The organism is Segniliparus rotundus DSM 44985 (genome assembly GCF_000092825.1).
Classification (GTDB): Bacteria; Actinomycetota; Actinomycetes; order Mycobacteriales; family Mycobacteriaceae; genus Segniliparus; species Segniliparus rotundus.
The window spans coordinates 2,570,853-2,595,637 of the sequence record NC_014168.1; the positions used below are offsets into that span (position 1 = coordinate 2,570,853).

Annotated in this window: 21 protein-coding genes; 15 read left to right on the forward strand and 6 right to left on the reverse strand. The window is 61.5% G+C overall.

Going from position 1 to position 24,785, the window contains the following annotated elements; all coding sequences use genetic code 11:
- The first annotated feature begins 71 nt into the window (after positions 1 to 71).
- The gene (locus tag SROT_RS12580; RefSeq protein WP_013139401.1) at positions 72 to 788 is read left to right on the forward strand and encodes a hypothetical protein; all 717 of its coding nucleotides are present in this window, start codon (positions 72 to 74) and stop codon (positions 786 to 788) included.
- A gap of 33 nt (positions 789 to 821) precedes the next feature.
- On the opposite strand, the gene SROT_RS12585 is transcribed toward SROT_RS12580, so the two are convergent.
- Positions 822 to 1,757, reverse strand: coding sequence for an alpha/beta hydrolase (locus tag SROT_RS12585; protein ID WP_013139402.1), 936 nt, complete (start codon positions 1,755 to 1,757; stop codon positions 822 to 824).
- Positions 1,758 to 1,880: 123 nt separating this feature from the next.
- Here SROT_RS12585 and SROT_RS12590 point away from each other — a divergent pair, with 123 nt between their 5' ends.
- The 7 genes from SROT_RS12590 (at position 1,881) to SROT_RS12620 (ending at position 9,613) form a co-directional block, all read left to right on the forward strand.
- Positions 1,881 to 3,989: an SDR family oxidoreductase gene (locus SROT_RS12590; protein ID WP_013139403.1), complete on the forward strand. Its 2,109-nt coding sequence runs from the start codon at positions 1,881 to 1,883 to the stop codon at positions 3,987 to 3,989.
- 13 nt (positions 3,990 to 4,002) lie between these two features.
- On the forward strand, positions 4,003 to 4,758 hold the full coding sequence (locus tag SROT_RS12595) for a pirin family protein (protein WP_013139404.1): 756 nt from the start codon (positions 4,003 to 4,005) through the stop codon (positions 4,756 to 4,758).
- A gap of 188 nt (positions 4,759 to 4,946) precedes the next feature.
- A complete protein-coding gene (locus SROT_RS12600) occupies positions 4,947 to 5,978 on the forward strand; it encodes a VWA domain-containing protein (RefSeq protein ID WP_013139405.1) in 1,032 nt (343 codons plus the stop codon).
- 146 nt (positions 5,979 to 6,124) lie between these two features.
- Entirely contained in the window at positions 6,125 to 6,850 is a 726-nt protein-coding gene (gene fabG1 / locus SROT_RS12605) for a 3-oxoacyl-ACP reductase FabG1 (RefSeq protein WP_013139406.1), read from the forward strand.
- Between the two features lie 30 nt (positions 6,851 to 6,880).
- Entirely contained in the window at positions 6,881 to 7,672 is a 792-nt protein-coding gene (gene inhA / locus SROT_RS12610; RefSeq protein ID WP_013139407.1) for an NADH-dependent enoyl-ACP reductase InhA, read from the forward strand.
- A 4-nt stretch (positions 7,673 to 7,676) separates the two neighbouring features.
- Positions 7,677 to 8,699, forward strand: coding sequence for a ferrochelatase (locus tag SROT_RS12615; RefSeq protein ID WP_013139408.1), 1,023 nt, complete (start codon positions 7,677 to 7,679; stop codon positions 8,697 to 8,699).
- A gap of 53 nt (positions 8,700 to 8,752) precedes the next feature.
- On the forward strand, positions 8,753 to 9,613 hold the full coding sequence (locus SROT_RS12620) for a 3-hydroxyacyl-CoA dehydrogenase family protein (protein ID WP_013139409.1): 861 nt from the start codon (positions 8,753 to 8,755) through the stop codon (positions 9,611 to 9,613).
- A 97-nt stretch (positions 9,614 to 9,710) separates the two neighbouring features.
- Here the strand turns inward: SROT_RS12620 and SROT_RS15795 are convergent, their stop codons facing one another.
- Positions 9,711 to 11,096 carry a glycosyltransferase gene (locus SROT_RS15795; RefSeq protein WP_148223441.1) on the reverse strand — a complete coding sequence of 462 codons (1,386 nt, stop codon included), beginning with the start codon at positions 11,094 to 11,096 and terminating at the stop codon, positions 9,711 to 9,713.
- 181 nt (positions 11,097 to 11,277) lie between these two features.
- Here SROT_RS15795 and SROT_RS12630 point away from each other — a divergent pair, with 181 nt between their 5' ends.
- Together SROT_RS12630 and SROT_RS12635 are read left to right on the forward strand one after the other, a co-directional pair.
- Positions 11,278 to 11,589 carry an RNA polymerase subunit sigma-70 gene (locus SROT_RS12630; RefSeq protein WP_148223618.1) on the forward strand — a complete coding sequence of 104 codons (312 nt, stop codon included), beginning with the start codon at positions 11,278 to 11,280 and terminating at the stop codon, positions 11,587 to 11,589.
- A gap of 73 nt (positions 11,590 to 11,662) precedes the next feature.
- Complete coding sequence (locus SROT_RS12635) at positions 11,663 to 12,160, forward strand: DUF5078 domain-containing protein (RefSeq protein WP_013139412.1); 498 nt, start codon at positions 11,663 to 11,665, stop codon at positions 12,158 to 12,160.
- Positions 12,161 to 12,363: 203 nt separating this feature from the next.
- On the opposite strand, the gene SROT_RS12640 is transcribed toward SROT_RS12635, so the two are convergent.
- From SROT_RS12640 to SROT_RS12650, 3 genes are all read right to left on the reverse strand, one after another.
- A complete protein-coding gene (locus SROT_RS12640) occupies positions 12,364 to 15,201 on the reverse strand; it encodes an MMPL/RND family transporter (protein ID WP_013139413.1) in 2,838 nt (945 codons plus the stop codon).
- On the reverse strand, positions 15,198 to 15,647 hold the full coding sequence (locus tag SROT_RS12645; protein ID WP_013139414.1) for an MmpS family transport accessory protein: 450 nt from the start codon (positions 15,645 to 15,647) through the stop codon (positions 15,198 to 15,200). The genes SROT_RS12640 and SROT_RS12645 overlap by 4 nt, the downstream gene beginning before the upstream one ends.
- Before the next feature lie 308 nt (positions 15,648 to 15,955).
- Complete coding sequence (locus SROT_RS12650) at positions 15,956 to 17,044, reverse strand: alpha/beta hydrolase (protein WP_049773366.1); 1,089 nt, start codon at positions 17,042 to 17,044, stop codon at positions 15,956 to 15,958.
- Positions 17,045 to 17,476: 432 nt separating this feature from the next.
- On the opposite strand from SROT_RS12650, the gene SROT_RS12655 reads away from it, so the two are divergent.
- From SROT_RS12655 to SROT_RS12675, 5 genes are all read left to right on the forward strand, one after another.
- Positions 17,477 to 18,787: a phthiocerol/phthiodiolone dimycocerosyl transferase family protein gene (locus tag SROT_RS12655; RefSeq protein WP_083777882.1), complete on the forward strand. Its 1,311-nt coding sequence runs from the start codon at positions 17,477 to 17,479 to the stop codon at positions 18,785 to 18,787.
- Between the two features lie 11 nt (positions 18,788 to 18,798).
- On the forward strand, positions 18,799 to 20,127 hold the full coding sequence (locus tag SROT_RS12660; protein WP_013139417.1) for a phthiocerol/phthiodiolone dimycocerosyl transferase family protein: 1,329 nt from the start codon (positions 18,799 to 18,801) through the stop codon (positions 20,125 to 20,127).
- Between the two features lie 98 nt (positions 20,128 to 20,225).
- Positions 20,226 to 21,434 carry a phthiocerol/phthiodiolone dimycocerosyl transferase family protein gene (locus SROT_RS16195; protein WP_187288035.1) on the forward strand — a complete coding sequence of 403 codons (1,209 nt, stop codon included), beginning with the start codon at positions 20,226 to 20,228 and terminating at the stop codon, positions 21,432 to 21,434.
- The gene (locus SROT_RS12670; protein ID WP_083777884.1) at positions 21,428 to 22,750 is read left to right on the forward strand and encodes a phthiocerol/phthiodiolone dimycocerosyl transferase family protein; all 1,323 of its coding nucleotides are present in this window, start codon (positions 21,428 to 21,430) and stop codon (positions 22,748 to 22,750) included. The genes SROT_RS16195 and SROT_RS12670 overlap by 7 nt, the downstream gene beginning before the upstream one ends.
- 7 nt (positions 22,751 to 22,757) lie before the next feature.
- A complete protein-coding gene (locus SROT_RS12675; RefSeq protein ID WP_148223443.1) occupies positions 22,758 to 23,483 on the forward strand; it encodes a VC0807 family protein in 726 nt (241 codons plus the stop codon).
- A 364-nt stretch (positions 23,484 to 23,847) separates the two neighbouring features.
- Here SROT_RS12675 and SROT_RS12680 read toward each other — a convergent pair whose 3' ends face one another.
- Complete coding sequence (locus SROT_RS12680) at positions 23,848 to 24,702, reverse strand: L,D-transpeptidase (protein WP_013139421.1); 855 nt, start codon at positions 24,700 to 24,702, stop codon at positions 23,848 to 23,850.
- Between the last annotated feature and the right edge of the window lie 83 nt (positions 24,703 to 24,785).

Genomic DNA, 24,785 nt, shown 5'->3' on the forward strand with positions numbered 1-24,785 from the left:
GGGGTTCGTGTTCGGGGACCAGGGCGTCCGCAGGCGCCGCAGGTGAGGCCTCGCGCTGGTATGGTCATGCCGTGAACACGTCCAAGACCTCCCTGCTCGCCTCGCTGTTCAGTCTCGGCCTGATCGTCTCGCCAGCCGCGAGCGCCGTCGCGGAGCCGGAAGCCGCGTATTGCCCCACGCTCGCGGCCGCGCTGCCCGACATCGACCGGACGTACGCCGACCTGAAAAAGGCCGCCGACGCGGAGGCCGCGGCCGAGGCGGCCCAAGCCGAGGACGACCAGGACAGCGGCGACGAGGACGAGGACGGCGGGGACAAGAAGGAAGGCTCCGCCACCGCCGCGAAGCCCAACACCGATGTCGACGCGGCCGCTTTGTTGCAGAAAGAAGTCGAGCTCGCCGACCGCCTGAACAGCCAGCTCAACGATTTGGCGCACCAGACGCAGGAGGACGGGCTCAAGCGCATCGCCAGAGAAGCCACAGACACCGCCGCAAGTTTCGCGACGGCCCTGCACGAAAAGCAAAACGGGGACGCCCCCGACACAACGCCGAGCGGGAAAGCAGGCGGGAGCATCCCCGAAGCGGCTCCAGCCGTGGACCCCGGCATGCTCGCAGGCTTGGCGCACCCAAATCAAGAAGGAGACGCCGGCGAGGATTGGGCCGCGAACTTCAATTTCAGCTCGAACAAGCTGCGCAACGAAATGAACGCGCTCAACCATCTCTGCCAAGCGGGCGACTCGCCCCAGCCTCCCGGCGCGGCAAACACCGGCGAACGCCGAGGCGGCAGATGACCCCCTGAGAACGCGAACGAATCCTCAGCAGGTTCAGCGACCGCTGAAGCTCTTGCCCAAGAACGCTAACTCATCGGGGACCAGGGATTTCAAAAATGCCTGTTCTTCTGAATTCCCGCTGCTCGCGATCCCGCCCTGCACTTGCGTCGGGGCGAGCTGGTTGATCAAGGCGCGCGCGCCGTCCACATACGAGCCGGACCTGCCGCTGTCAATCCGCAAAGGGATCTTCCGCAGCGTGTCGAGGTAATTGGACACCGCGTTCTTCTGATAGTCGTCAGAGCCGTCGAAAGAGCCCGACAACGGCGGATTGCGGATGCCGAGCGCAGGGGCCACCGCAACAATGCCGACCACCGAGCCGGGATGGGCCTGCTCGTAGAGCGCGCCGAGCCGCAGCGCGCCATAGCCGCCCATGACCCAACCCCAGAACGCCACTTTCGAGATGTCCAGTCCCTTGGTCGCAAGGAGCGGGATGAACTCGTCAAGAATCATTTTCCCGGAGTCGACCGTCTTCCCCTGCGCCGATCTCGCATGGTAAAAGGAGTCTGCGCCATTCGGCAGCTGCGCGTCCACAGAGCACAGCGCGAACGGGGTGACCCCGCCAGCAACAGCGGTGGAAAGCGCTTCGGAGAGCTGGAAGTCGCGGAAGGGCGAAGTGTGGTCGTCGCCCTGACGGTGCAAAAGAATGACCGGATGCAGCACGGAATGCACACCGGCCGGGCGTTGGATGCTCCATTTGGTGTCCACGCCGCCGCGCGCCGCCGAAGCGAAGCGCCCCTCTTCGGACTCCGGGTAGCTCTGCTGACGCGCGGTGGCAGATTTGGAAGCTCCGGTTTCCCCCGGAGCGGTCTTGGAATCGCCGGACGACCATAGAACGGCTCCCGCCCCGGCGGCGACGACCGCGCCCGCGCCGCCGACAAACAACGCGCGCCTGCTCAACGGCGGATTATGGCTCTTTTCGGCGAAGGTCACACATGTCAGCCTAGAGGATCGCGCAGCAGAAATGCGAAACCCGTCTCCTATGCGTGTCATCCTGCTGCGGTAGATTGCCGCACAGCACTATAACGTTGTCAACCGCCTTCCCAGGAGAGCCGCATGTCCATGACCTCCCCCGCCGCCGATCCCACTGGCGCGTCGACGACCGGGCCGACACGCTATCTGGTGACTGGCGGCACAGGTTTCATCGGTCGCCGCGTCATCGCGCGGCTGCTCGCGCGCGACCCAGAGGCGTTGGTCCACGCTTTAGTGCGCCGCGAGTCCGCCCAAAAGCTCGACGCGCTCAAAGCCGGCTGGCCCGGAGGCGAACGAGTCCGCGCGCTCGTCGGGGACATCGCTGAGCCCGGCTTCGCGGTGTCCGGCGACCTGCCGCAGGTGGACCACATCGTGCACTTGGCCGCCATCTACGATATGGCCGCCTCCGACCAAGCAAACCGGGCGGCGAACATCGACGGCACCCGCCATGCGGTCGAAGTCGCGCGGCGGCTCGGAGCCGCGCTGCACCACATCTCGTCGGTGGCGGTGGCCGGCGACTTCAAGGGCGAGTTCACCGAGGAGGACTTCGACCTCGGCCAAGGCTTCCTCAACGCGTACCAAGAGACGAAGTTCGAGGCTGAGAAGCTGGTCCGCGAGGCGATCGATCTCACTTGGCGGGTGTACCGCCCGTCTGCGGTGCTCGGCGACTCGCGCACGGGGGCGATCGACAAAATCGACGGGCCCTACTACTTCTTCCCTCTTTTGAGCCGGCTCGCGAAGCTGCCGAAATTCCTGCCGCTCGCGATTCCTGACGCGGGAGTGCAAAACTACGTCCCCGTGGACTTCGTCGCCGACGGCGTCGTCGCCCTCATCCACTCCTCCACCGCCCCTGGAGCATCAGGTCAGCGCGTCTTCCACCTCATGAGCCCGCAGTCGCACTCCTTCACGGACCTCTACCGGGCGCTGGCCCCGGCCATAGGTGGGCCGAAATGGGCTTTCCCCCTTCCGAAACAGCTGGTCAGACCGTTCTTGTCCATGCTCAAGCGCAAGCCGCTGAACCAAGTCAAAGACCTTTGGTTCCAGAACCGCCACATCCCGCCCGCCATGCTCGACTTCGCCGGACTCAGCACGACATTCACCACTGCGGAGACCGAAGCCGCGCTCGCGCCGGACGGCGTCCGATGCCCTCCCCTGGCGAGCTACGCCACGAAGATCTGGGACTACTGGTACGAGCACCTCGACCCCTGGCGTTTCGCCCGACCCCATCCGGACGGACCCCTCGTCGGCAAAGTCGTCCTCATCACGGGCGCGTCCTCGGGAATTGGCCGCGCGACTGCGATCAAGGCCGCGGAGAAAGGCGCGATCACGCTCCTCGTCGCCCGCAACGGCGAGGACTTGGACGTGGTCTCGAAACAGATCCGCGCCAAGGGCGGGGCGGCGCACCCGTACGTCTGCGACATCACCGACCAGAGCGCCGTCGACCTTCTGGTCAAAACGGTGCTCGGCGAGCACGGACATGTGGATTTCTTGGTGAACAACGCAGGCAGGTCGATCCGGCGCACAGCGGACAAGACTTTGGGGCGCTTGCACGACCTCGAGCGGACTATTGCGATCAACTACTACGGGGCCGCCCATCTCATCCTCGCGCTTCTGCCGGGCATGCGCGCCCGGCGCTCGGGGCACATCGTGAACATCACGACCATCGGCGTGCAGTTGCGGATCAGCCGCTTCTCGGCCTACATCGCCTCGAAGACCGCCCTGGAAGGTTTCAGCGACTGCGTCGCCGCCGAGGTGATCGCCGACAATGTGACGTTCACAAACATTCGGATGCCGCTCATCCGCACCCCGATGATCGCCCCGACCGACGACTACCAGAGCGTGCGGGCCGCGACGCCGGAGAAGGCGGCGGCGATGGTCATCCGGGGCCTTGTCGAACGGCCCGCCCAGATCGACACCCCGGGCGGGAGCTTCATGGAGCTGTTCCGGATCTTTTTCCCGAAGACCAACGCGCGAATCCTGCACCAGCACTTCCTCATGGAAGACGAGTCGCAGGCCGCCGCCGCCGGGGATGAGACCGGCGACGAGATCGAGCGCCGGGAACGCGAGGCTCCTTCTGCGATTCCCCGCAATGCCAACCCTGTGATGAACCGCCTGCGCCGAGGAGCCCGGCGGCTCCGGCTCGTCCACTATGGGCGCAAAGCCGCCAACCTCGCCCTCCCCGTGCACTGGTAGACGCGATCAGCAGATGGGCGTCGACGTCCGCCGCGCTGGCGACCGGCTGCGCACCGAGCTCGATTGGCTCAACTCGTGGCACAGCTTCTCTTTCGGCGACCACTACGACCCGCAGAACACGCACTTCGGCGTGCTCTTGGCGAACAACGACGACACCCTGCGGCCGTCGGGCGGGTTCGCGACCCATCCGCACCGGGACATGGAAATCGTCACCTGGGTGCTCTCCGGCGCGTTGGAGCACTGGGACTCGGCCGGCCACCGCGGCGTGATCACTCCTGGCGTCGCGCAGCGGATGACCGCTGGCCGAGGTGTTCGGCATGCAGAACGGAACGGCGGCTCCGACAGCGACGTCCGGTTTGTGCAGATGTGGGTTCCGCCCGATGAGACAGGCCTCGAACCTGGCTACGCGCAGGCGGAACTCGCGGATTCGCAGCTCGCCGGACGGTTCGCGGTGATCGCCTCGGGGATGGCCAAGCACCGAGGCGAGACCGCCGTGCGGATCGCGAACTCGCGCGCCGCGCTGCATGCGGCCCGTCTCTCCCCAGGCGAGGCGGTGACATTGCCGGACGCCCCGTTCGCGCATCTCTTCATCGCGAAAGGCACGGTGGAACTGGAAGCGTGCGGGGAACTCGCTGGCGCAGACGCGGCGCGATTGGCCGCAGCAGGGGCGCGGCGGGCCACAGCGACGACGGCGGCAGAAATACTGGTCTGGGAGATGGGCATCGATATGGGGGCCATGAGGATGAGCGGGTCGCCCGCAACGGGATAGCCGGAAAACGTCGCGCAAGAAGACGCCGTGCTCAGGCCCGGACGAAGCCAAGCGCCCCGTTGGGCGCATCGCGAACGAGCTCGGCAAAGATCGGCAGAGGAGAGCGTGAGAAAAGGCTCCGGCCGATCCGGCCCGCCGACCAGTCGCCCCTGGTACCCTGGCGACATGCAATCGGGAGTCGTCCGTCGATGAATGACACCTCGAACAAGTTCGGTGACCCGTTCTCGCCCATGCACGGGGTGTGGTACCTGCTCCTGTTCGTGGTTGCCGCAGTGCTTGCGGGCTATGTCGGCGCACAGATCCTGCGCAGGCGGCGCTACCAGCGTTTCGCGAACACCGAGTTGCTCGACAGCATCGCGCCCACGCGCCCCGGGCTCACCCGGCACATCCCCGCAGCGGTCCTTTTGGCGGGCCTCGTGTTCCTCACCGTCGCGCTGGCAGGCCCCACCGCGGTGTCCCAAGTCGCGAAAAACCAGGCCACTGTGATCTTGGTGCTCGACATATCCAAATCCATGGCCGCCACTGACGTGAAACCCAGCCGGGTGGACGCCGCCCGAGCCGCCGCGATCAAATTCGTGGACGGCATGGCTCCGACGGTGCAGCTTGGCGTGGTGACCTTCGCGGGCAGCGCGCAACCGCTCGTGCGGCCGTCCACCGACCACGAGACCGCGAAAAAAGTCATCGACCAGATGATCCGCGCCGACAAGCTGGAAAAACAGACCGCGACCGGCGAGGGCATCTACACCGCGTTGCAGCAGATCGAGACCATCGCGGGCGCGCTCGGCGGCAAGAACCACACTCCACCGGCGAGGATTGTGCTGGTCTCGGACGGCAAAGAGACCGTTCCAGACGACCTGAACGCCCCGCGCGGCGCCTACGCCGCGGCCCGCACGGCGAAGGAAAAGCACATTCCCGTCTGCACTGTCGCCTTCGGCACCAAGTCAGGAAAGATCACCATCGACAACCAAGTGGACGAAGTGCCGGTGGATCTGGACTCGCTCAAAAAAATATCCGACCTCTCCAACAGCCCCGGCAACAGCTGCCGGTTCTTCCCAGCCGAGTCCCAGGCCGAACTCGCGCAGATCTACCAGTCGCTCAACGAGGACATCGGTTACGAGAACGTCCGCTCGGAGTCCAGCCGGATTTGGGCGCTGTGGGGCACCGTCCTCATCGCAGGCGCGGCGGGCGCAAGCTTCTTCTTGAACCGAGGTTTGCCGTGACGAAGAAATCTGCGCGGCGGAGCCCGGCGAAGTTTTTCGCCCGAACAGCCGAGACCCGTTCCCCATGCGCGAGGGCGACGGCCCCCCGACGGAGCCTATGGCGTGGCGGTTTGCCTCGGCATAGCCTGGCGCGTTAGGTTTTCCGCATGACAGATGCTGCCCCGAGTCGTTCAGTCCTGGTCACCGGAGGGAACCGAGGCATCGGCCTCGCCATAGCCAAACGCCTGAAAGCGGACGGCCACCGTGTCGCGGTCACGCACCGCAGCTCCGGGCCGCCCGAGGGTTCCGGCCTCTTCGGCGTCGAATGCGACGTGACGAGCACCGAGTCCGTCGACCAGGCGTTCACCAAGGTTGAAGAGCACCAGGGCCCCGTCGAGGTGGTGGTCTCCAATGCGGGCATCGTCGCCAACATGCTCATCATCAAGCTCGCCGACGAACAGTTCGAGAAGGTGCTCAACGCGAACCTGATGGGCGCCTACCGGGTCGCCAAGCGCGCCTCGCGCGGGATGATCAAGAACAAGTGGGGACGGCTCGTCTTCATCGGCTCGATCGTCGGCTCCTCCGGTGTGCAGGGCCAGACGAACTACGCAGCTTCCAAAGCCGGCCTCGTCGGCCTCGCGCGGTCCCTCACCTGGGAGCTCAGCTCGCGCAACATCACCTCCAACGTCGTCGCCCCCGGCTTCATCGACACCGACATGACCAACGATCTCGACCCGAAGGTCCTCGAAGTCGCGTTGCCGCGCATCCCGATGGCCAGGATCGGCCAGCCGGAGGAAGTCGCCGCCGTGGTGAGCTTTCTCGCCGGAGAAGACTCCTCCTTCGTCACAGGAGCCGTCATTCCGGTGGACGGCGGCCAAGGCATGGGCCACTGACCGCTCACAAGCAGAGAAAAGGAAAACGACATGGGACTTCTTGACGGCAAAACGATTCTGGTCTCCGGCATCATCCACGACTCGTCGATCGCCTTCTCCATCGCGAAGAAAGCGCAGGAAGAGGGCGCGAAGCTTGTGCTGACAGGTTTCGGCAGGCTCCGGCTCGTGGAGGCGATCGCCAAACGGCTTCCCGAGCCCGCGCCGCTCATCGAGTTGGACGTGCAGAACCGGGAGCATCTCGACGGCCTGGCCGACAAGGTGCGCGAGCACGCCCCGGACGGGCTTGACGGCGCAGTGCATTCCATCGCTTTCGCGCCCCGCCCCACGTTCGAAAGCTTCCTCGGCGCCACCTGGAACGATGTCGGCCCGGCGCTGGAAATCTCCGCGTATTCCTACGCCGCCCTCGCCCAGGCCCTCTTGCCCGTGCTCAACGAGCAGTCCTCGCTCATCGGCCTTGACTTCGACTGCTCGCGCGCGGTGCCGTTCTACAACTGGATGGGCGTGGCGAAGCGCGCTTTGGAGTCCGTGAACGAGTACGTCGCCTACAACGTCGGGCACCAGAAGAAAATCCGCTCGAACCTTGTCTGCGCCGGACCGATCTCCACCATCGCGATGAAGGCGATCGGCAGCGCGGAAGAGAACCTCGGCAAGGGCGTGAAGGATCTCAACGAGGGCTGGAACAACCGCGCGCCGATCGGCTGGGACGTCGAGGACCGCACACCGGTCGCGAAGACCGCCGTCGCCTTGCTCTCCGACTGGCTGCCCGGCACCACGGGGTCGATCATCTACGTTGACGGCGGTGTGCACTCTGTCGCAGGGTAGCAGGGTGTCGGACGAGGAATTCACGCCCGACGCCCTGCTCCTGCTCTCTTTCGGCGGGCCAGAAGGCCCGGATGACGTGATGCCGTTTCTGCGACGAGTCACCAAGGGGCGCAATGTGCCCGACTCGCGCCTCGAACAGGTCGCCGAGCATTATCGGCACCTCGGCGGCGTTTCGCCGATCAATGCGCTCAACCGAGAAATCATCGCGAACCTGGAGCAGGAACTCGCCGCGCAGGGATGGGATCTGCCGGTGTATTTCGGCAATCGAAACTGGTATCCCCTCGTCGAGGACACCGTCGCGCAGATGGCGCGGGACGGTGTGCGCCATGCGCTCGTGTTCGCGACCTCGGCTTGGGGCGGCTACTCGGGCTGCATGCAGTACCGCGAGGACATCGCGCGGGCGCGCGCCTCTGTTGGCGAGAGCGCTCCGGAGCTGGTGAAACTTCCCTTCTTCTTCGACCATCCGCTCTTCGTCGAGGCGTTCGCCGACTCGTTGCGCACTGCGTTCGAAGAGATTCCGGAGAGCATGCGGGAGCAGGCCCGGCTCGTCTTCACCGCGCATTCTGTGCCTTTGGCGAGCGGTGGTCGGACGATCTACGAAGGGCAGGTGCGCCAAGCCGCCGCGCTCGTCGCCCACGCGGCCGAAGCACGATCGTACGACGTGGTGTGGCAATCCCGCTCGGGAGCCCCGTCGACGCCCTGGCTGGAGCCTGATGTCTGCGACCATATCGAAAAGCTCGCGGACAAGGGCGCGAACGCCGTCGTGATCTGTCCGATCGGCTTCGTGTCCGATCATGTGGAGGTCGTCTGGGACCTCGACCACGAGGCGAGAGAACTCGCCGACGCGCTCGGCGTGAAGCTGGCCCGGGCGAAGACGCCCGGACATGATCCTCGGTTCGCCAAAATGATCCTGGCCTTGGCGCAAGGCGAGAAACAACGCGGCGTGGCTTCGTGTTCGCCTGGGTGTTGCGCAACAGCGCGAAGAGAGCCCCCCGCAGAGGCCGCGCAGTCGCGTGAGGGAGCATAACAGACCCCGTCCTTTTATGGTGACCTATAACACTTTATAGTATTTTGTGTTATATGGAACGCAATATCCCCACACGAATCAGCCAACGGCCGATGACTGTCATCGGCGGGGGGACGCTCGGCAGGGCGATCGCCTTCGCCCATGCGGTGAAAGGCACCCGGGTGCGCATCTACGACCCGGACAAAGCCACCCGCGAATCTGCCGCCGCGTTCATTGCCGAACGGCGGCAAAGCCTCTCAGCGAGCCAGGACTCGTCATTTGGCGAAGTGAGCACGACGAGCGAGCTCGACGAGGCGCTTCGGGAAGCCTGGTTCGTCGTGGAAGCGGTTCCGGAACGTCGAGATCTGAAGATCGACGTGCTGGGGGATCTGGACGAGGAAGCGGAGCCCGACGCCATTATCGGCACCAATTCCACAACGCTGCCGAGCCGTATGCTGATCGAAAAAGTGCGGAACCCAGAGCGCTTGCTCAACATCCATTACTACCGCCCGCCCGAGTGCCCGGCAGTGGACCTCATGTCGTGCGGGCGCACGCATCGGTCCGTGATCGACTTCTTGTTGAAGATCCTCCCCCGGTACGGGCTGCGCCCGTTCGAGACGAAAGCGGACAGCAGCGCTTTCATCCCCGTTCGGCTTTGGACCGCGGTGAAGCGCGAGGCCATGTCCATCCTCGCGGAAGGGCTCGCAACACCGGCTGAAATCGACGAGATGACCTATGCGGCAGGTTACGCACCACGAGGAAAAGGCATCTTCCGAAGAATGGACCGCAACGGGCTCGACGTGGCGTTGGACATCGAGAACCAGGCGCTCGAGCGAGACCCCTCGCTGCCTACCGCGGCACGCGATGTGTTGCGGCGCTACGTCAAGGCCGGCAAGCTCGGCAAGAAGAGCGGCGAAGGGTTCTACAAATACTGACGGTCACTCTGTCGCGCGCGTTGCCGACGCGGCACGCCGGGGCCCCTTGTCCGCCCGTGGGCCCAGTTCGCATTGGCGAGCAGCATGAGGACGCTCTTCAAGGAACAGCAGGCTGGGCCGGCTCAGCAGACTCGACCGGCGCGGCGGGCTGGGCCGGAACAGCCGATTCTATTGCCTGCGCGGCCCGCTGAGCGACCTGCGCGCCCGGAATCAACGCCTGGGCGATCGTTTGGGCGCGTTCCACCGTTTTCGCGCTGAGCAGCACACGGAGCGCGTCTTCCAGTTTTTTCTCGGTCAGCTGTTGCACAGGCACATGCGCCCCCACGCCAAGAGCCTGGATCCGCCGGCCCCAGAATGGCTGATCAGCGAGCACAGAGCAAATCAACGAAGGAAGTCCTGCGCGCAGGCAAGCGGCCGTGGTGCCCGCTCCGCCGTGATGCACAGCAGCTTTGCACAGCGGCAAGACTGTCGCGTGCTCAACCGACTCGACCACTTTCACATGGTCTCCGAGGTCGCGGTCCGCGAGGTCGCTCCATCCTGCGACGATCAATCCGCGCTGACCATTGCGACGGCAAACGTCTGCGAACATTCGGGCCAACCCATCAGGGTCGCTGACTCTGATGCTGCCGAACCCCCAGTAGATCGGCGGCTCTCCCGCGCGCATCCACGTCCGCACATCTTCAGCAGCCCGTTCCTGCTCCTCATTGCGCTGCCACGACTTGGGCGCCACTTGCAGGAAGCCGAGCATCGGTTTATCGGCGCCGAATTCCGAGGAAAGTTCTGGAACCAAAGCCTGGTCGTAGAATTGGATGTCAGGGATATTCGCTGTTTCCCGGCTCATATCACGGAAAGACCTGTGCGGTGGCAGGCCCAGGGCGTTCCGATGATAGTTGAGCACCCATCGAATATGCTGCCAGGTGATGTACTCCCCCACGCGCCATGTTGCGCGTTTGACGAATCCCGGAGCGGACTCCAGAATTTGTTGCGCCCAGCCGGCCGGGGTGTATTGCGTCACCGGATACGCGCTGTTCATGGTTCCGGGGAAAAAACGGTACCCCATCACCTTCCCGCCTGTTTTGCTGGTGGTCGCGACGACCAGGTTCAATGCGTCAGAATGCGCGAGCACGATGTCCGCTCCCTCGCACACCACGTTCAACTCGCGTGAAACTTTCGGGAACGTTGCTTTCATGTAATCGCGCCACGCGCGGACACGAGATATCGGATTGTGAAGAGATTTTTGATATCCCTCATCATGGTCGGGCAGAGTGTGTATGAGCTCATGCGCGCGCAGGCCCGCGGATTGGACAAGGGCGACCAGCCCGGCCCCCATGCAAGCTATGACGACATCATGGCCCCGCTCGCGCAATGCGGCGCCTAAAGCTATGACAGGCTGAACGTCCCCCCGGCTGCCTAACGTTATGAAACATACTTTCATGACTGCGCCAACCAACCTTCCGAAGGACTGCCCGTAGCCAAGACTCAAACAAGGCTGGCCTCAATGGTATGGGGTCGCCTGAATGTTTCGCTAGGCGTAGCGTCAAGCATATCGCAAATATCACAATAGACAAGCCGGAGCAAGTTGCGCCACTATGGTTCGGGGCTTTTTGAGAACGCGCCTCGCCCCGCGCGAAGCACGTCATAGGTTTAATATGGAAAACGTGCGTATGCTCTGGCCGCTTCTCGCGGCAACGACAACTTTGACGATGTTCGGCGCCTGCCCCACAGCAGCGGCGGAATCCTGTTTCCACGGGATCTACCTCGACGCGGTGGATGGCAAGGCCTACGCTTGCCCCTGGGGCGGCGGCATGGTCCACACAACACACGGCGACGTCTACGTCGATGTGGGCGGGATCGTCCTGCCGGACTCGGCGTACGCGTTCGGGCTGCCGGACGACGGAGCCGACGACCCAGACGGGGCCGATGATGGGGCCAAAGACGGCGACCACGGGGCCGACGACGGCGACAGTGGCGAATGAGACCGCGTTTTCGCAGGCAGGGCACAGCAAACATGCCTAGACGAGAACGCTGTCATTCGGCATAATGTCTGCCATGACCAAAAAGCCGCGCCGCGCCTTCCAGCTTCGATCCGCTCTCGCATTGCTCCTCGCGGGCGGGCTGACGCAAGCCGGAGCCGCCGCCGCGGACCCCAATGACGATTGGTCGGACGGGTACTTCCACTCCACAGAGGAATATCCGGTCCCAAAGGTGATGCTCCTGACCACCTGCACACCGGACCAGATGCTGGCCGTCGTGAAAAGGACCGACCCTCGTGAGTTCGCCCGCTGGATGACGGAGTACAAAGTCCACAGTCAAGAAATACAATTGTCCGCACAAGTTTGGGCCAGGGCGTTCTTCTCCATGGAACCGGGGGTGCGCGGGCCGCGCAGGGACGTTTCAGAAAGAATCGCGGGCACGTTCGGCGATCCCACCGATCTCATGTACGCAGACCACGCGAAAATATTTTTCAGCAACCACGCCATCGCCCGGCGAATGACCGAACAGTGCAAGGACTACCCGAAAGATGATCCGTCCGTCTGGGATTGGTGAGGCTGGGGGGTATTTTTCATCAGCCCGCTCGGCTCTCCTGAGAGGGATACTTCCTGTGTAACATCTGTTGTACGCGGCGGTTCATTAGCGTACAACGAGCGGGAACGTACCAATCTTCGCTGTGGGCGAGAACCCTTGTGTCGGGCTCGAAAGGAAAGGGCGATGCTTCTGCGCGCTTATCTCTGCCCGGTCTTTCTTAGCCCTTAGCGAGAGAGTTTCACGCGCGGCGGACGAGACCGCACATTCAATGGCCACCAGAACCAACGTCCGAGGAAGGCGGCAATAGACGGGGTCATGAACGCACGCACGATAAACGCGTCGAACAAAATACCGAGACAAATAGATCCGCCGAGTTGCGCAAGGCTCAGCAAATCATTAATCACCAAAGCCCCCATGGTCAGGGCGAAGACAAGGCCTGCGGCGGTCTCCATGCTCCCGGTCGCGCCCATAGCGCGTATGATCCCCGTTTTGATCCCGGCGGGCATTTCCTCTCTGAGCCGCGAGACGAAGAGCAGGTTGTAGTCGGAGCCCACCGCCAACATGATGATCACCGCGACCACGAGCACAGACCAATGCAGCGGAATCCCCAAGATGTCCTGCCAGATGAGCACAGAGATACCAAAGGACGCTCCCAGCGAGATCGCGACTGTTCCAACGATGACGATCGACGCGATCAGACTCCGCATCAAGATCAGCATGACGACCAGAATCAAGCTCAAGGAGGAGATGACTGCGATCATCAGGTCGAACGTCGCGCCGTCCCGCATGTCTTTCACCATGCTGGCCGCACCGGTGATGAAGAGCTTCGACCCCTCCAGGGGGGTTCCCTTGATAGCGTCGTGCGCGGTGGAGAGAATGACGGGAATTTGCGCTATTCCCTCGGGGGACATGGGGTCCCCGTCGTGGGTGATGTAGAAGCGCGCGGCTTTCCCGTCCGGGGAGAGGAATGTTTTGAGCGCCTTTTGGAAGTCCGGGTTCTTGAACGTGTCTGGGCCGAGATAGAAGGAGTCGTCGATATGCGCGGTGTCGAAGGCCTTGCCCATGGCGCCAGGATTCTGCAGTGAAAGCACCTTCTGCCGCAGCTGGTCCAACTGCGTGCTGTATTGGGCTTGCTGGAGCTTTCGCTGGTCTTTAGCCTGAGCGATCATTTTCGGCGTGATCTTGAGCATCTCCAAAGTGAGCGCATAGGTCTTCTTCAACCGCTCTATGGAGGTTTCCAACTGGTCGACAGAAGAGGAAATGCTGTCCATCGAGTCCATGGAGTTGCGCACAGCCCAACACCACGACCAGTCGTAGCAGTCGCTGCCGATCCAATGGAACAAGTTGCGCGCTATGCGGATGTAGTCTTCGGTGACGGAGACTTTTTCTTCCGCGTCCTTCGCCGACTTCAACGACGCGGGCATGTCTTCCTCAAGGGTGATCCGAGACACCTCGGCCATCTGCTGTTGGATCTTGTACTGGAGCTCCATGTTGTCGATCTGCACGTCGAGCATGTCGAGCATCCTCTTCGAGTCGGCTAAGCGCTCTTTCTGGAAATCAAGGCCTTCGACTTGCACGGGGTCTTGGATGCTGAGCCCGTACGGGAGCGAGGTGTGCGCCAGGGGCGTCGTCCCGCCTGGCCGGGTGATGCCTTGGGTTCGAGCGATGCCGGGAAGGTGGTAGATGCTTTTCGCGATCCGCTCCAGCACAAGCATGTCCGCGGGGTTGCGCATGTCGTGGTTTGTTTCCACCATCAGCGTCTCCGGGCTCATTCGGCTGATGGAGAAATGCTGGTCGGCGACATGGTAGCCGACGTTCGCGGCCGTGTCCTGCGGGATGTAGCTGCGGTCGTCATAGCTGGGACGGTAATTGACCAATGCGAGCAGGCCGACGAGAGCGATCACACTCGCCCCGGCGAGGACCGGCACCGGCCAACGGGTCACCACAGTGCCCACGCGCCGCCATCCCCTGGTGCTCGCGGTGCCTTTCGGCTCGAAGGCCCCGAATCGGCTGCCGCCAGCGATCACGGCCGGGCCCAGAAGCAGCGAGCCCATGACCGCGACAAGCACAGACACAGCACATGGTGCGGCGATGGCGTTGAACACCGGCAGACGCGCGAAACTGAGACAGTAGATCGAGCCGGCGACCGTGAGACCCGAACCGAGGATCACATGGGCGACGCTCCGGATCATCGTGTAGTAGGCGCTTTCGCGGTCTTCTCCCGCCCTGCGCGCTGTTTGATATCGGCCGATGAGGAATATCGCGTAATCCGTCCCCACGGCGATGGTCAGCGCGGTGACCATCTTCGTGGCGGTCGGGGAAAGCCCGAGGAGTTGGTAGTGGCCGAGGCAGGCGACAACTCCCTCGGCGCCCGCCAAGGTGCACCCGACCATCACGAACAGGAGCACAAGGACGCTGAACGACCGATAGGTGATGAGCAGGATGGTGACCAGCACGGCGACAGTAACCAGATCGATCTTCGTCGCGCCCGCGTTCGCGGCGATGTTCCCGTCCTCGGCGAGCGCCGCGCCGCCAGTGAGATAGCCGTGCACGTAGGGGGGGTGCTTGACGTTTTCCAGCACTTGGCGCACGGCCTGGACGGACTGGTTCGCAAGCGCCTCGCCTTGGTTTCCCGCGAGCACGACCTCAACGAACGCGGCCTTGTCGTCGTCGCTCTGCGCGCCGTCCGCCATCAGCGGATCGCTCCAGAAGTCCCGGATGTTCTGGATGTGCTTTTTGTCCTCGCGCAATGCTTTCAGCACTTCGTCGTAGTACTTGTGCGCGGCGTCGCCAGGTTGGAACGGCTTGTCGGACTCCACGATAATCATGACCGAGCTGTTCGAGTTGGACTCGTGGAACACATTGCCGATATGTTTTGCCGCGATCAACGCGGGCGCGTCATCCGGGGACAGGGACACGGCGCGCTCATTGCCCACCTCCTCGAGAGACGGGGCGGCGAAGTGGGCCACTGCGATCAACAGAATCCACAGCAGGATGACCAACGGCCAAAAGCCCCGGATGGCCCGAGCCCACAAAGGACGGGCAGCGCCTTTATCGCTCATGATGCGGATTTGTCCTCGCAATAGGTTTGGGCGAACGGCAGTCTCGCCACATACTCGTCTTTCAGCTCGTCGTTGACGCTGATTCGGCAACCGAGATAGTCGCTGTCGCCCTGGGCCATGATGTTCAAAACGGAGGTTTGTTGCGTCATCGTGAACTCAACGGACCACGGCAAAGATTTCACCACAGCCAGTTGCGCATTGGCGTTCTGGTCCATGTAGCTGATCCTGACCGTCGTCCCCGACGGGCCGAAGATCTCATAACGCACATGCTTGGGGTGCAGATTCCTTGGCTCCTCCAGTGGAGGCCCTCCGTTGGAGAACCTGTGGTCTGACCCGAACACCCCGTGCAGACGGTAGTCGATAGTGCCTGTGATACAGACGATGGCCACGATCACGAAAAAGACCCACGTCTTCCTCGCCAGCTTACCCGTGAAGGTTGCAGCCACCGACGCTCCTCAAAACATGCCTCTCTTCTTTAGAGGACCCGCATTGGCCGAGCGGACTTCTGCGGTCCTAGAGCTCTCATCTCACGACGCGACCTGACGGTCTTCTTCCGCACAACTCCCAGGAGGGCCTACCCTCAAGTTCTGACTGGCCGATCATGACACACCTTATCCTAATAGGAAGAAGACCGCATCCGCGAGCCACGCCGAGTGTGACGTTTTCCTGATTCTCCCCGCGGCAACCGCGGCCCCGGCGCGTCGGACGACATCCGATCCGACACGTCAAAGACGTTGGAAACGGGGTTCTCGGCTCATATCTCCCTGGCTGCGAGATCCGCGCGGCCAACGACAACACACGCCAGGTTGTGTCCGGACATGTGCAGCCGGTCGGGGACGCCATCGCCATCGCTGTCGTAGCTTGTCGGGTAATCGGCGTGGGTCGGCGGCGCCGCGTGGTGCACGCCGTCCCCCGGCCCGATCCCGCTGCCCGTGGGCAATGAGACAACCCACGGCATTGCTGTCGGCTCCACGCCGTAGATCACGCGGCGGAGCAAGGGGAACCAGTCGCGGATCTCGTCATCGTCGGACATCATGGCATAGACGTGCCCGTCCGCCATGTGCAATTGCGCTGCGCCCTCCCCAGAATTCTCCGGGATGCCGGGCGAGCCGCAGAACACGACGTCCGAGACCATGCCCGGCGGCGTGAGCCGCAACGCGAGCGCGGTGAGCAGCGAGCCGTAGGAGTGGCCGATCGCGACCAGGTGCGGAGCCGGATCACGGACGGCGAGCCCCTGGTAGAAGGTGCTCAGCGCGCCCGCCCCGGCACGAGCGCGCCGCGTCGCGTACACGCCGTACCGGCCGCTCAGCCTCGCTCGATGATTCGGCCCATCGGGGTTCGGGCTTTGGTAGCCGAGCCAGATGATGGTCGCCACTGCCGCGCCTTGCGCGCCACAACGTCGGGCGACCTGTTCGGCGTTCTCTTTCAGCGCCCTGGCCTCGTCGATGAACTTCGGCAGGTTCCAGACGACTTCCGAGAACGGAGCAGCAGCCGAAGAGACTGCGGCGTTCGCCCCCGGCGTGGTGACAGCGATATGGCGCGCAGCGTCCGGATCCCCTAAAGCGATGGCTGTCATGGTCCGAGGCTCCGAGCGCACGTCGAGAAAAAGGAGTTTCGCATCCGGGTTTTCGGCGAGGGTCCGCGCGATCACGGCAAGGTCGGCGAGCTTGCGCTCTGTGCGCCAAAGTCGAGAAGACTGCCCAAGAAGCTTGGCCCGCGACCGGTCGCGTTCGGCGAGAAGCCGCTCGCGTTCCGCTGCCATGAGATCCCGGTTGGCCTGATCGCGTTCCGCCGCGCTGCACCAGTTCACAACCGTGCAGTTCGTCACGCGGCGCGCCACCATAGCCATGATTTTATACCGCGAGCCGCTCCGTTTGATGAATGCCGATGTTCACGAGGCTCCTGCCAGGCATGGTCTTGCCGCCCAGCCCGGGTGCTACCAATCCACACCTGCCCTTCGATAGACGAGTTCGACCAGGCTTCTTCTATGCAACGCCTTCCTGTCCACGCCGAGATCCTTCAGGAGGGAGGCGGCCTGGGCCCTGTGGCGGAGCTCCTCCTGGTACACAACTAGGTATCAGGGGCTCTTTTCCACTGGCACCGACCATCGTGACGTCAACGTTCGGTTCCGGAGAACCGAGCAGGTTCTGTCTCCGGATCGTCGCCATGCGCCGCAGGTCGCGTCTAGTCCTGAAAGAGCAGCCCTGTTGTGTTCGAGATATCGCATGTTCCAAAGCGGTTGCGCACGAATAGCTTCTGTGAATAAATAGAAGCCATGGGCGATGTTTCGTTGACAGCGCGAGAAACGCGCCGACGGTTGAGCTTCAGCGAAGACAGTTTTGCTCGTTTTCCCAGGATGACAGCCTGTCTAGAGTTCTTGTACGAGGGGCTCCTGGACACAGGCCTGCTCTGGGAGGCTTTCTCCCTCCTTCGCCAGGAGTTCCCTGCGCTCACTGGCAGAGTAGAGACTGCGGCGGGTGGCTTGGAGTTCGTGGTCGACGGACACGAGGTTGCGCGGGAGGAGGTTTTCCGAGTCCGCGCGGTCTCGGGCGGGAAGCCAGACCCGACACCCCTGGAGATCGATATCGCCAAAGCGCTCGCCATGATCGAAGTTGTCTCCGGGGATTGCTGGCATCGAGTGATGTTTGCGATGAGCCATGCTCTTGCGGACGGCACCCATATCATCGCGATGTATGCCCGGCTTTGGGAAAAGTACACCAGCCTTGTTGAATCCGCGCAGGCCGAGATTGCTCCGTCCCAGTCATTTCCGCTGTCGCCGCAAGCGGTACTGGAGTCGAGAGGGATTCGCAAAGGTCCGTCCACCGGATCAGAGCGGGTGTCGCGCGTAGCCTGGAGCGGAGAGATGCCCTCGGCAGAGGATCTGATAGACGGCAAAATGCGCGCTGTCTACCAGAAACTGAGCTTAGATCCAGAATTGACCGCCATGTTGCAGACCAAGGCGAAATCGGAAGGCATGTCTCTCTATAGTGCGCTTGTCGGAGCGATCCTGCTGGCCGAGCGAGACGCGTTTGGCGAAGCAACAGCGGAGGATGAGCTGACGCTCGGCCTGATGTCCTTAGTGGATGGGCGGAGGAGATTAAGCCCGCCAGTGGGAGATTTCGAGGTGACGAATTTCGTCGGAGCCTCGTATATAGCTATGGATGTCAGCCGGAAGAGCGATCCGATCGACCTTGGAAAAAGGATGCACGAGCAGATACGGCAGGATATTGCATCCGGGTTATACTTACAGCCGATGCTGACACAAATAGATATCCGCGAGCCCCGAGAGCCTTCTATTGTTTGCAGCAACTTGGGCGTGATTCCAGATTTATCTTTGCCGACCAAGCTTACGCTACAAGATTTCACCCCTTACATCTATTACGAGATTCTAGGCGAAGATTTCAACTTATCAGATCGTGTAAGAAAAATTCGGGCTCCTTCTTTAACGGCCTCAGTGTACCAAATATGGCGACTCAAGGGACGGCTGCAAATCAACATGATCAACTTGTCCGGGACCATCTCGGACAAGACGCGCAAAGGGATCCTCGACAATATCGAGCAAACCTGTCGGAAGCTCGTGGAATAAGGAGAAGACTGATGGGTTTGACACGACGGCCGTTGTCTGCGGTAGAAGCTCCTTACCTAGTGTCTAATGTGATCATCGGAGTAACGGCGGATCTTCAAGGAACTGTCGACAGAACAGTGCTTCGGGCTGCCCTTGCCGCCCTATTCACAGAGTACCCGGTGTTAATGGGTAGGATCGAGTACACAGAGACCGGCGCCGACCTTGTCGTAGAGGACTTGAACAGTGAGGCCGAAAGCGCCGTCGCTTTAATCGAGGAAGAGACTTGGCGCGAGGATAGTCCGTTTACATTGGATCCCACCAAGAGGGTCAGTCAGGTGAAAATCGCCTCTGCCGGGGACGTGTCGCGGCTTTCTCTGGGTATCTTCCATGGCATTTTTGACGGCATGGCCAGTGCGTTCATTGCGGTGCGGCTCATGTGGCTCTACGTCAATCTTCTCTCAGGGAAGGACGTTGAGATCCTTCCTTCGCAGCCCACGCCGAAGTCCCCAGAGCAAGTGCTCAAAGAGCGCTCCGTGCCAATCGGCCCGACCGGCGAGGACCGGCTCAGCGGTGTGGTGTGGAACGGTGTCCTGCCTTTGGCGGAGGCGCTGCCCGAGGGCGCATGCATTTGGCGCCCTTCGTGGCTTTTGAACCTCCCGCTCGACATCAGCACCGATTTACGAGAATTAGCCAAGGCCGAGGACATTTCCTTACACAGCTTGATCTGCGGGGCTGTCCTTGTTGCGGAACGCAGCGTCCACGCTGGAGCCGATAGCGCGGATCAGCTTTTGCCATTCGGCTTGTTCTCCCCTGTCGATATGCGCAACCGCATAAGCCCCCCGTTAAGCCCGGTCGAGGTCACGAACTTCGCCGGCGTTTCACGAGTGAAAGTTCAGGTGTCAGCGAACAGCGATATTGTCGAGATCGGCAGACTCGTCCAGGAGCAACTGCGTAGCGACATCAAGAACGGGACTGTGCTGAGCACATTGGCCGATCCGGCCGAGAGCACCGGCGAGGAGATGAAGCCGAGCGTTGCGACAATGGTCAGCAATGTAGGCGTTGTTGCCTTGCCCGAACTGCTGGAGTCACTCGCGCCGCCGAACGCGCAGTGGCTTGATATTCAGTTGATCACACAAATGGATTACAGCCAATTAAAACATGTGATTCCTTCTTTGCCAGAAGGTGCAGTGTTACCGCCCGCGATGGGCACATACTACCATGTCTACACGGTTGGAGAAAAACTGACAATATCATTGCGGATCGTTCCTGGAAGCCACAGTCCCGATCTTCTCGCTCAGATTCGATCATCTATAAGCGATCTGCTCATTGCAGCCGCCCGACGAAAACATGTGAACAACTGATGAGTCTACGGTATCGGCGTCGGCTTTCTGCGCGCGAAGCTGAGTTCGTTGACTCGCCGCAGCGCAACATCGGATTCTCTTACACGCTTCGGGGCAATTTGGACACTGCTGCGCTGCTACGCGCATTCGGCAGGTTGCGAGAAGAGTTCCCACTGCTCGCTGGCCGGGTTTTAGCGGTGGACGATGGTTTCGATTTCGTTGTCGACGAGTCCTGCAAAGCGCCGCAAGATGTTGTACGACTGCTCCGGGCGAAGCCAGGTACTCAAGTACCACCAAATCTAAACCCCAGCTCAAGTCTGGCCACGCTCGATGTGGTCACGTACGACGAAGATTGGCATTGCGTGACCCCATGGTGCAATCATGCGGCCGCTGATGGGAGGTTGTGGCTCTTCCTGGTCCAAAGACTGTGGTCGCTGTACACACAGGAAGCGGATGGCGCACCGGAAAGCTCGCTGCTGCCCGACGCTGGCAGGTTTCCAGGGGCGATGGAATATTTACTGGCACAGCGAAACATCAGGGAAGGCTCCATCACCGGCGAGGAACGATTGCGCGGGGCAAGGTGGAGCGGGTCGCCTCCGAGAGCGGGAGCGATGCTGGCAGAGAACTTTCAGCTGCAAAGCACTCGACTGCAGTTGAACGAGCGCTTGACGACGGACCTCCGCGCGTTAGCGGCACGGCGGAGCATCAGTATGCATGGTGTCGTCGCTGGAGCGGTCGCATTGGCTGAGCGCGCTGCGTTCGTGGATGTCCCCGAGGGCGAACCTGTGCCGATGGCTTTCATCTCTCCCGTGGAGATGCGCGCTCGGGTGGTTCCGCCAATAGCGATAGACGAGGTGACCAATTTCATGGGCACTGCCTACACGCAGCTGGAGGTCTCCTGTGAGAACAAACTGCTCGAACTCGGCAAGACTTTGTCAGATCAGCTCATCGCAGACCTTAAGGACGGTCTAATACTCGGGGCGATGGCTTCGCCAACATTGCCGGAGCGCGGCGGTGTGGGGGTCGTCCTCAACAATATCGGTGTGATACCGAGCCCGTCACTGCCCGAAAATCTGATTGCGGAGGATGTGGCCTGGAGTTTTTATGTGGAACCCGGCCAGATGCGGTCTGTTTTGGAATCGATGCCAAAGGATGCCGAAGTCCCCATGGAAGTGGGCTCGATCTATTATTTTTACTCATTCTGCGGCATGCTGAACATCGACCTGATGCATATGCCCGGTTGCGCCAGCGAGCAGGCACGGAAATCTCTCGTGCGCCGGGTGATCCAGTTGCTCGTGGAGACAGCTCAAATCAAGGAGGTATGTTGACTGTGCAACGTAGAAGACTGACTTTCGCCGAGGAGTCGTTCATCCAAGTGCCGACGATGGAAACAGTCGCTGTAGCCTGCTCAGTGAGGGGCGCGCTTGACACGGCCTTGCTAAAACAAGCATACCACCTCTTGCGGAAAGAATTCCCCATTGTGGGGGCCCGCGTGGAGCAAGAAGATGACGGGTACGTATTCGTCGCCAACGAATCGGACGAAGCCTCTTTCATTCGGTTCGAGGCGCAAAAGGGCCCCTGGCGGTTCGAAGATGTGCTTTCTCCTAATTTCGATCTCAAAGAGACTGTCAGCATGGTCAATGTCAGTTCGGATGGCGAGCAACATCGAGTGACTTTTTTCGTCAACCACGCAGTCGTGGATGGGCAGCACAGTATTTTTCTGCTGAACCGCTTGTGGTCTCTGTACACCGAACTCGCGACCTCTGGCTCGGTCGCCCCGCGCACACCGCAGCGGCTACCATCCGCCCCATTTGAGCTGATGGAGAAAAAGTACGGCTACGTGGCAGGGAAGACCCCGTACGCGGAGCGCTTCGCGCAGATCCGCTGGAGCGGTTCTATGCCCTGTGCAGAAGAGTTGACCGGGTCGGAGTCGTTCGTCACCAATAGATTGCGATTAGACCAAGAAACGACTGCCCGGCTAAGCCAAGCAGGGCGCCGCTTGGGCATATCCATGCACGGCCTAGTCTCCGGGGCCATAGCCGTCGCCGAACGCGGAAACTTCACTAACCTACCCGAGGAAGAGCCGCTATGGCTCGGTCTACTGACACCAATTGATTTCAAAGATAAATTAAACCCACCGCTCAAAATCTACGAGGTCACGACACTCGTCGGTTTTTCCGCTGTCGCGGTCGAGGTGGACACGAGGAGCGATATTGTCACCATAGGTAAACGAGTGATTGCGCAAATAAAAGACGATCTTGCGGACGGCACGGTACAACTGACCTCCGTAAGTCCGTTCCCAGACCTTGCGAGCCGGGGGTATGAACCGCCCGTGCTCATCAGCAACTTGGGTGTCATTCCGGACTTCCCACTACCAGCAAAGCTTTTCCATGAAGATTTCCGGGCCTACATCCATAAAGATTTCAGCGGCCTTCCAACCTTTATCTCCAGTTTCGACCAAGGAGCAACGATCCCTGTGCTCGAAGCTTCTATCTACGCCCTCTCGACGTTCAATGGCCAGTTGAGCATTGAGGTGAGGAACATTCCGGGGACCATCAAGGACGCAGACCAGAAAAAGATACTGGCGCGGATCGGTGAGCTACTCGTAAACTGCGGCTCGGAGCAGACACGGCAAGAAGGCTGACAGGGCGATGCGAAGAAAGGAGCGAAAGAAACGGCCCAATCCTGAGGGTGCCCCCGGTGGAATACAACAGGTCCTCACAGCAATGTCGATATCCCCTTGGGCAATCATCGGGACGGTAGTGCCGATCTTGCTCTACTTCGTGTTGACCAGAATCTTCGGATACAGCCAACAGATGGCGCTAAGCTGCGGGGTCGCAGTTGCCGCGAGTTCCATCATCTGGCGCATGGTCCGGCAGCACGAAGTGAACCAAGTCGAACTTTTCGTGCTATTTATGCTTGTGGTAGGTCTCGCCTCTTCTTATATAACAAAGCAGCCGAGGGCTATCCTCGTTGTCGAGGCATGCCAGGGGATTATCGGGGCATGTTTTGTATTCGCGAGCTCGTTCACGCGCGAGCCCATTGTGAGTCTGATCTTGAAGCCGTTTTTCACCAAAGGGAACCTCGTGTGGGAAAAGGCTTGGCAAGCGTGCCGGGACAGCAAGCCTGGTTTTCGGAGAAGAATCGTGCAACTCAATATGATTTGGGCGATTGTCGTTCTTACTTGGTCAGGGACAAGCCTGGCGATAAGCCTCCTACTACCGCTCGATTATGCAGTTGTCCTTGTGCTTATTCCGTTCATCACGTTCAGTCTCACAGGGTTCTTGGCCATCAAACGCCTGTCGAAGCCATTGGGAATCGCTTTGCTCGAATTCCAGGAGCAGAACAAGGAACCTGCTATTGAGGAAACTCAATGAATTTGATTCTCCAATGTTTGCCGAAATCCCGCGAGGAGAGTTTTCCAATGGTTTCGGAGGAGTTTGAAGCGCTATCAGACAGATTTCTCGATCAAGATTATGCTCAGGTCGGAATGCCTCGTTTTAAGCCTTGCGCTCTCCCACGCGTTTCGCGACGTGTGGATGAGTGGGCTGTATCCATGGGTGGACTGATAGTGCTTGAGCCGTACAGTCACGACACGCCGCAGGGTGTCTGTCGTCTATACGACTGTCGCTGACTCCGGACTCTTCTGTGAGAGCCAGAGCTGTCCCTGCTGCGCGACGAGACTTTGTGCTCTCTTACTTCCTCATCACCAAAGGACTGCCAGGGCTGTCCTCTTGCCCCTTAGTTCCAGTCCCCGAGACCGTCGCCCTTGCTCAGGATGCCGCCCTTGCTGTTCTTCACGATCACCGGGTCGCCCCGGTGCGAGTTCTCCATGAACCACTGGGCGTCGGCAGGGTTCAGGTTGAGACAGCCATGGCTTTGGTCGTACTTGCCGATAGCCCCCGCGGCCCACGGGGCCGAGTGGAGATAGATGCCGCTCCAGGAGATCCGCGTCGCGTATTGGACGTTCAGTTTGTAGCCGAGCGCGGCGGTGGTGGGGATGCCGAACGTGGAGGAGTCCATGACCACCGTGGGCAAACGCTCCTGAATGTAGTAGGTCCCGTTCGGGGTGGGGAACTTGTCCCCGCCCATCGACACGGGCATGGTCTTGATGACTTTGCCATTGCGGGTCACCGTGACCTGGTGCGTCGCGTCGTCGGCGACGGTCACGAAGGCGTCGCCGATGCTGTAATGCGTGCGGGTGGCGCCCGCCTGCACGTCGACCACGGTGCCAGGAGTCCAGAACTGGCTCGGGCGCCAGCGGAGCTGCTTGTCGCCGTACCAGTAGAAGACGCCTTGCTGCGGCGGGTTCGTGGTGATCGTGACAGCTTCTTGGACCCTCCCCCGATCAGCCGGGGCGACCGGCTTCGAGAAGTTGACCAGAACCGGCTGGGCGATGCCGACCGCTTCCCCGTCGGCAGGGGAGAGGTTCGGCGCGCCGTACACGCGCTGCTCGAACTGCATCGCGGTCTCCGGGGCCGGCTCCGAGCCGTCCTCGCTGTCGTCGCCCGGTTCGGCAAGCGCCAAGGAGGGGACGACGAGGGGGAACAGAACGGCGAAAAGCACGGCTGAACGACGGATGAAGCGATGGCGCATGCACACGAGCATACCTGAGCGAACAGCGACAGCGCCGCAGAAAAGGATCGCCAGGAGCGCGCGGCAAGTCTTTGCCCGGCAGG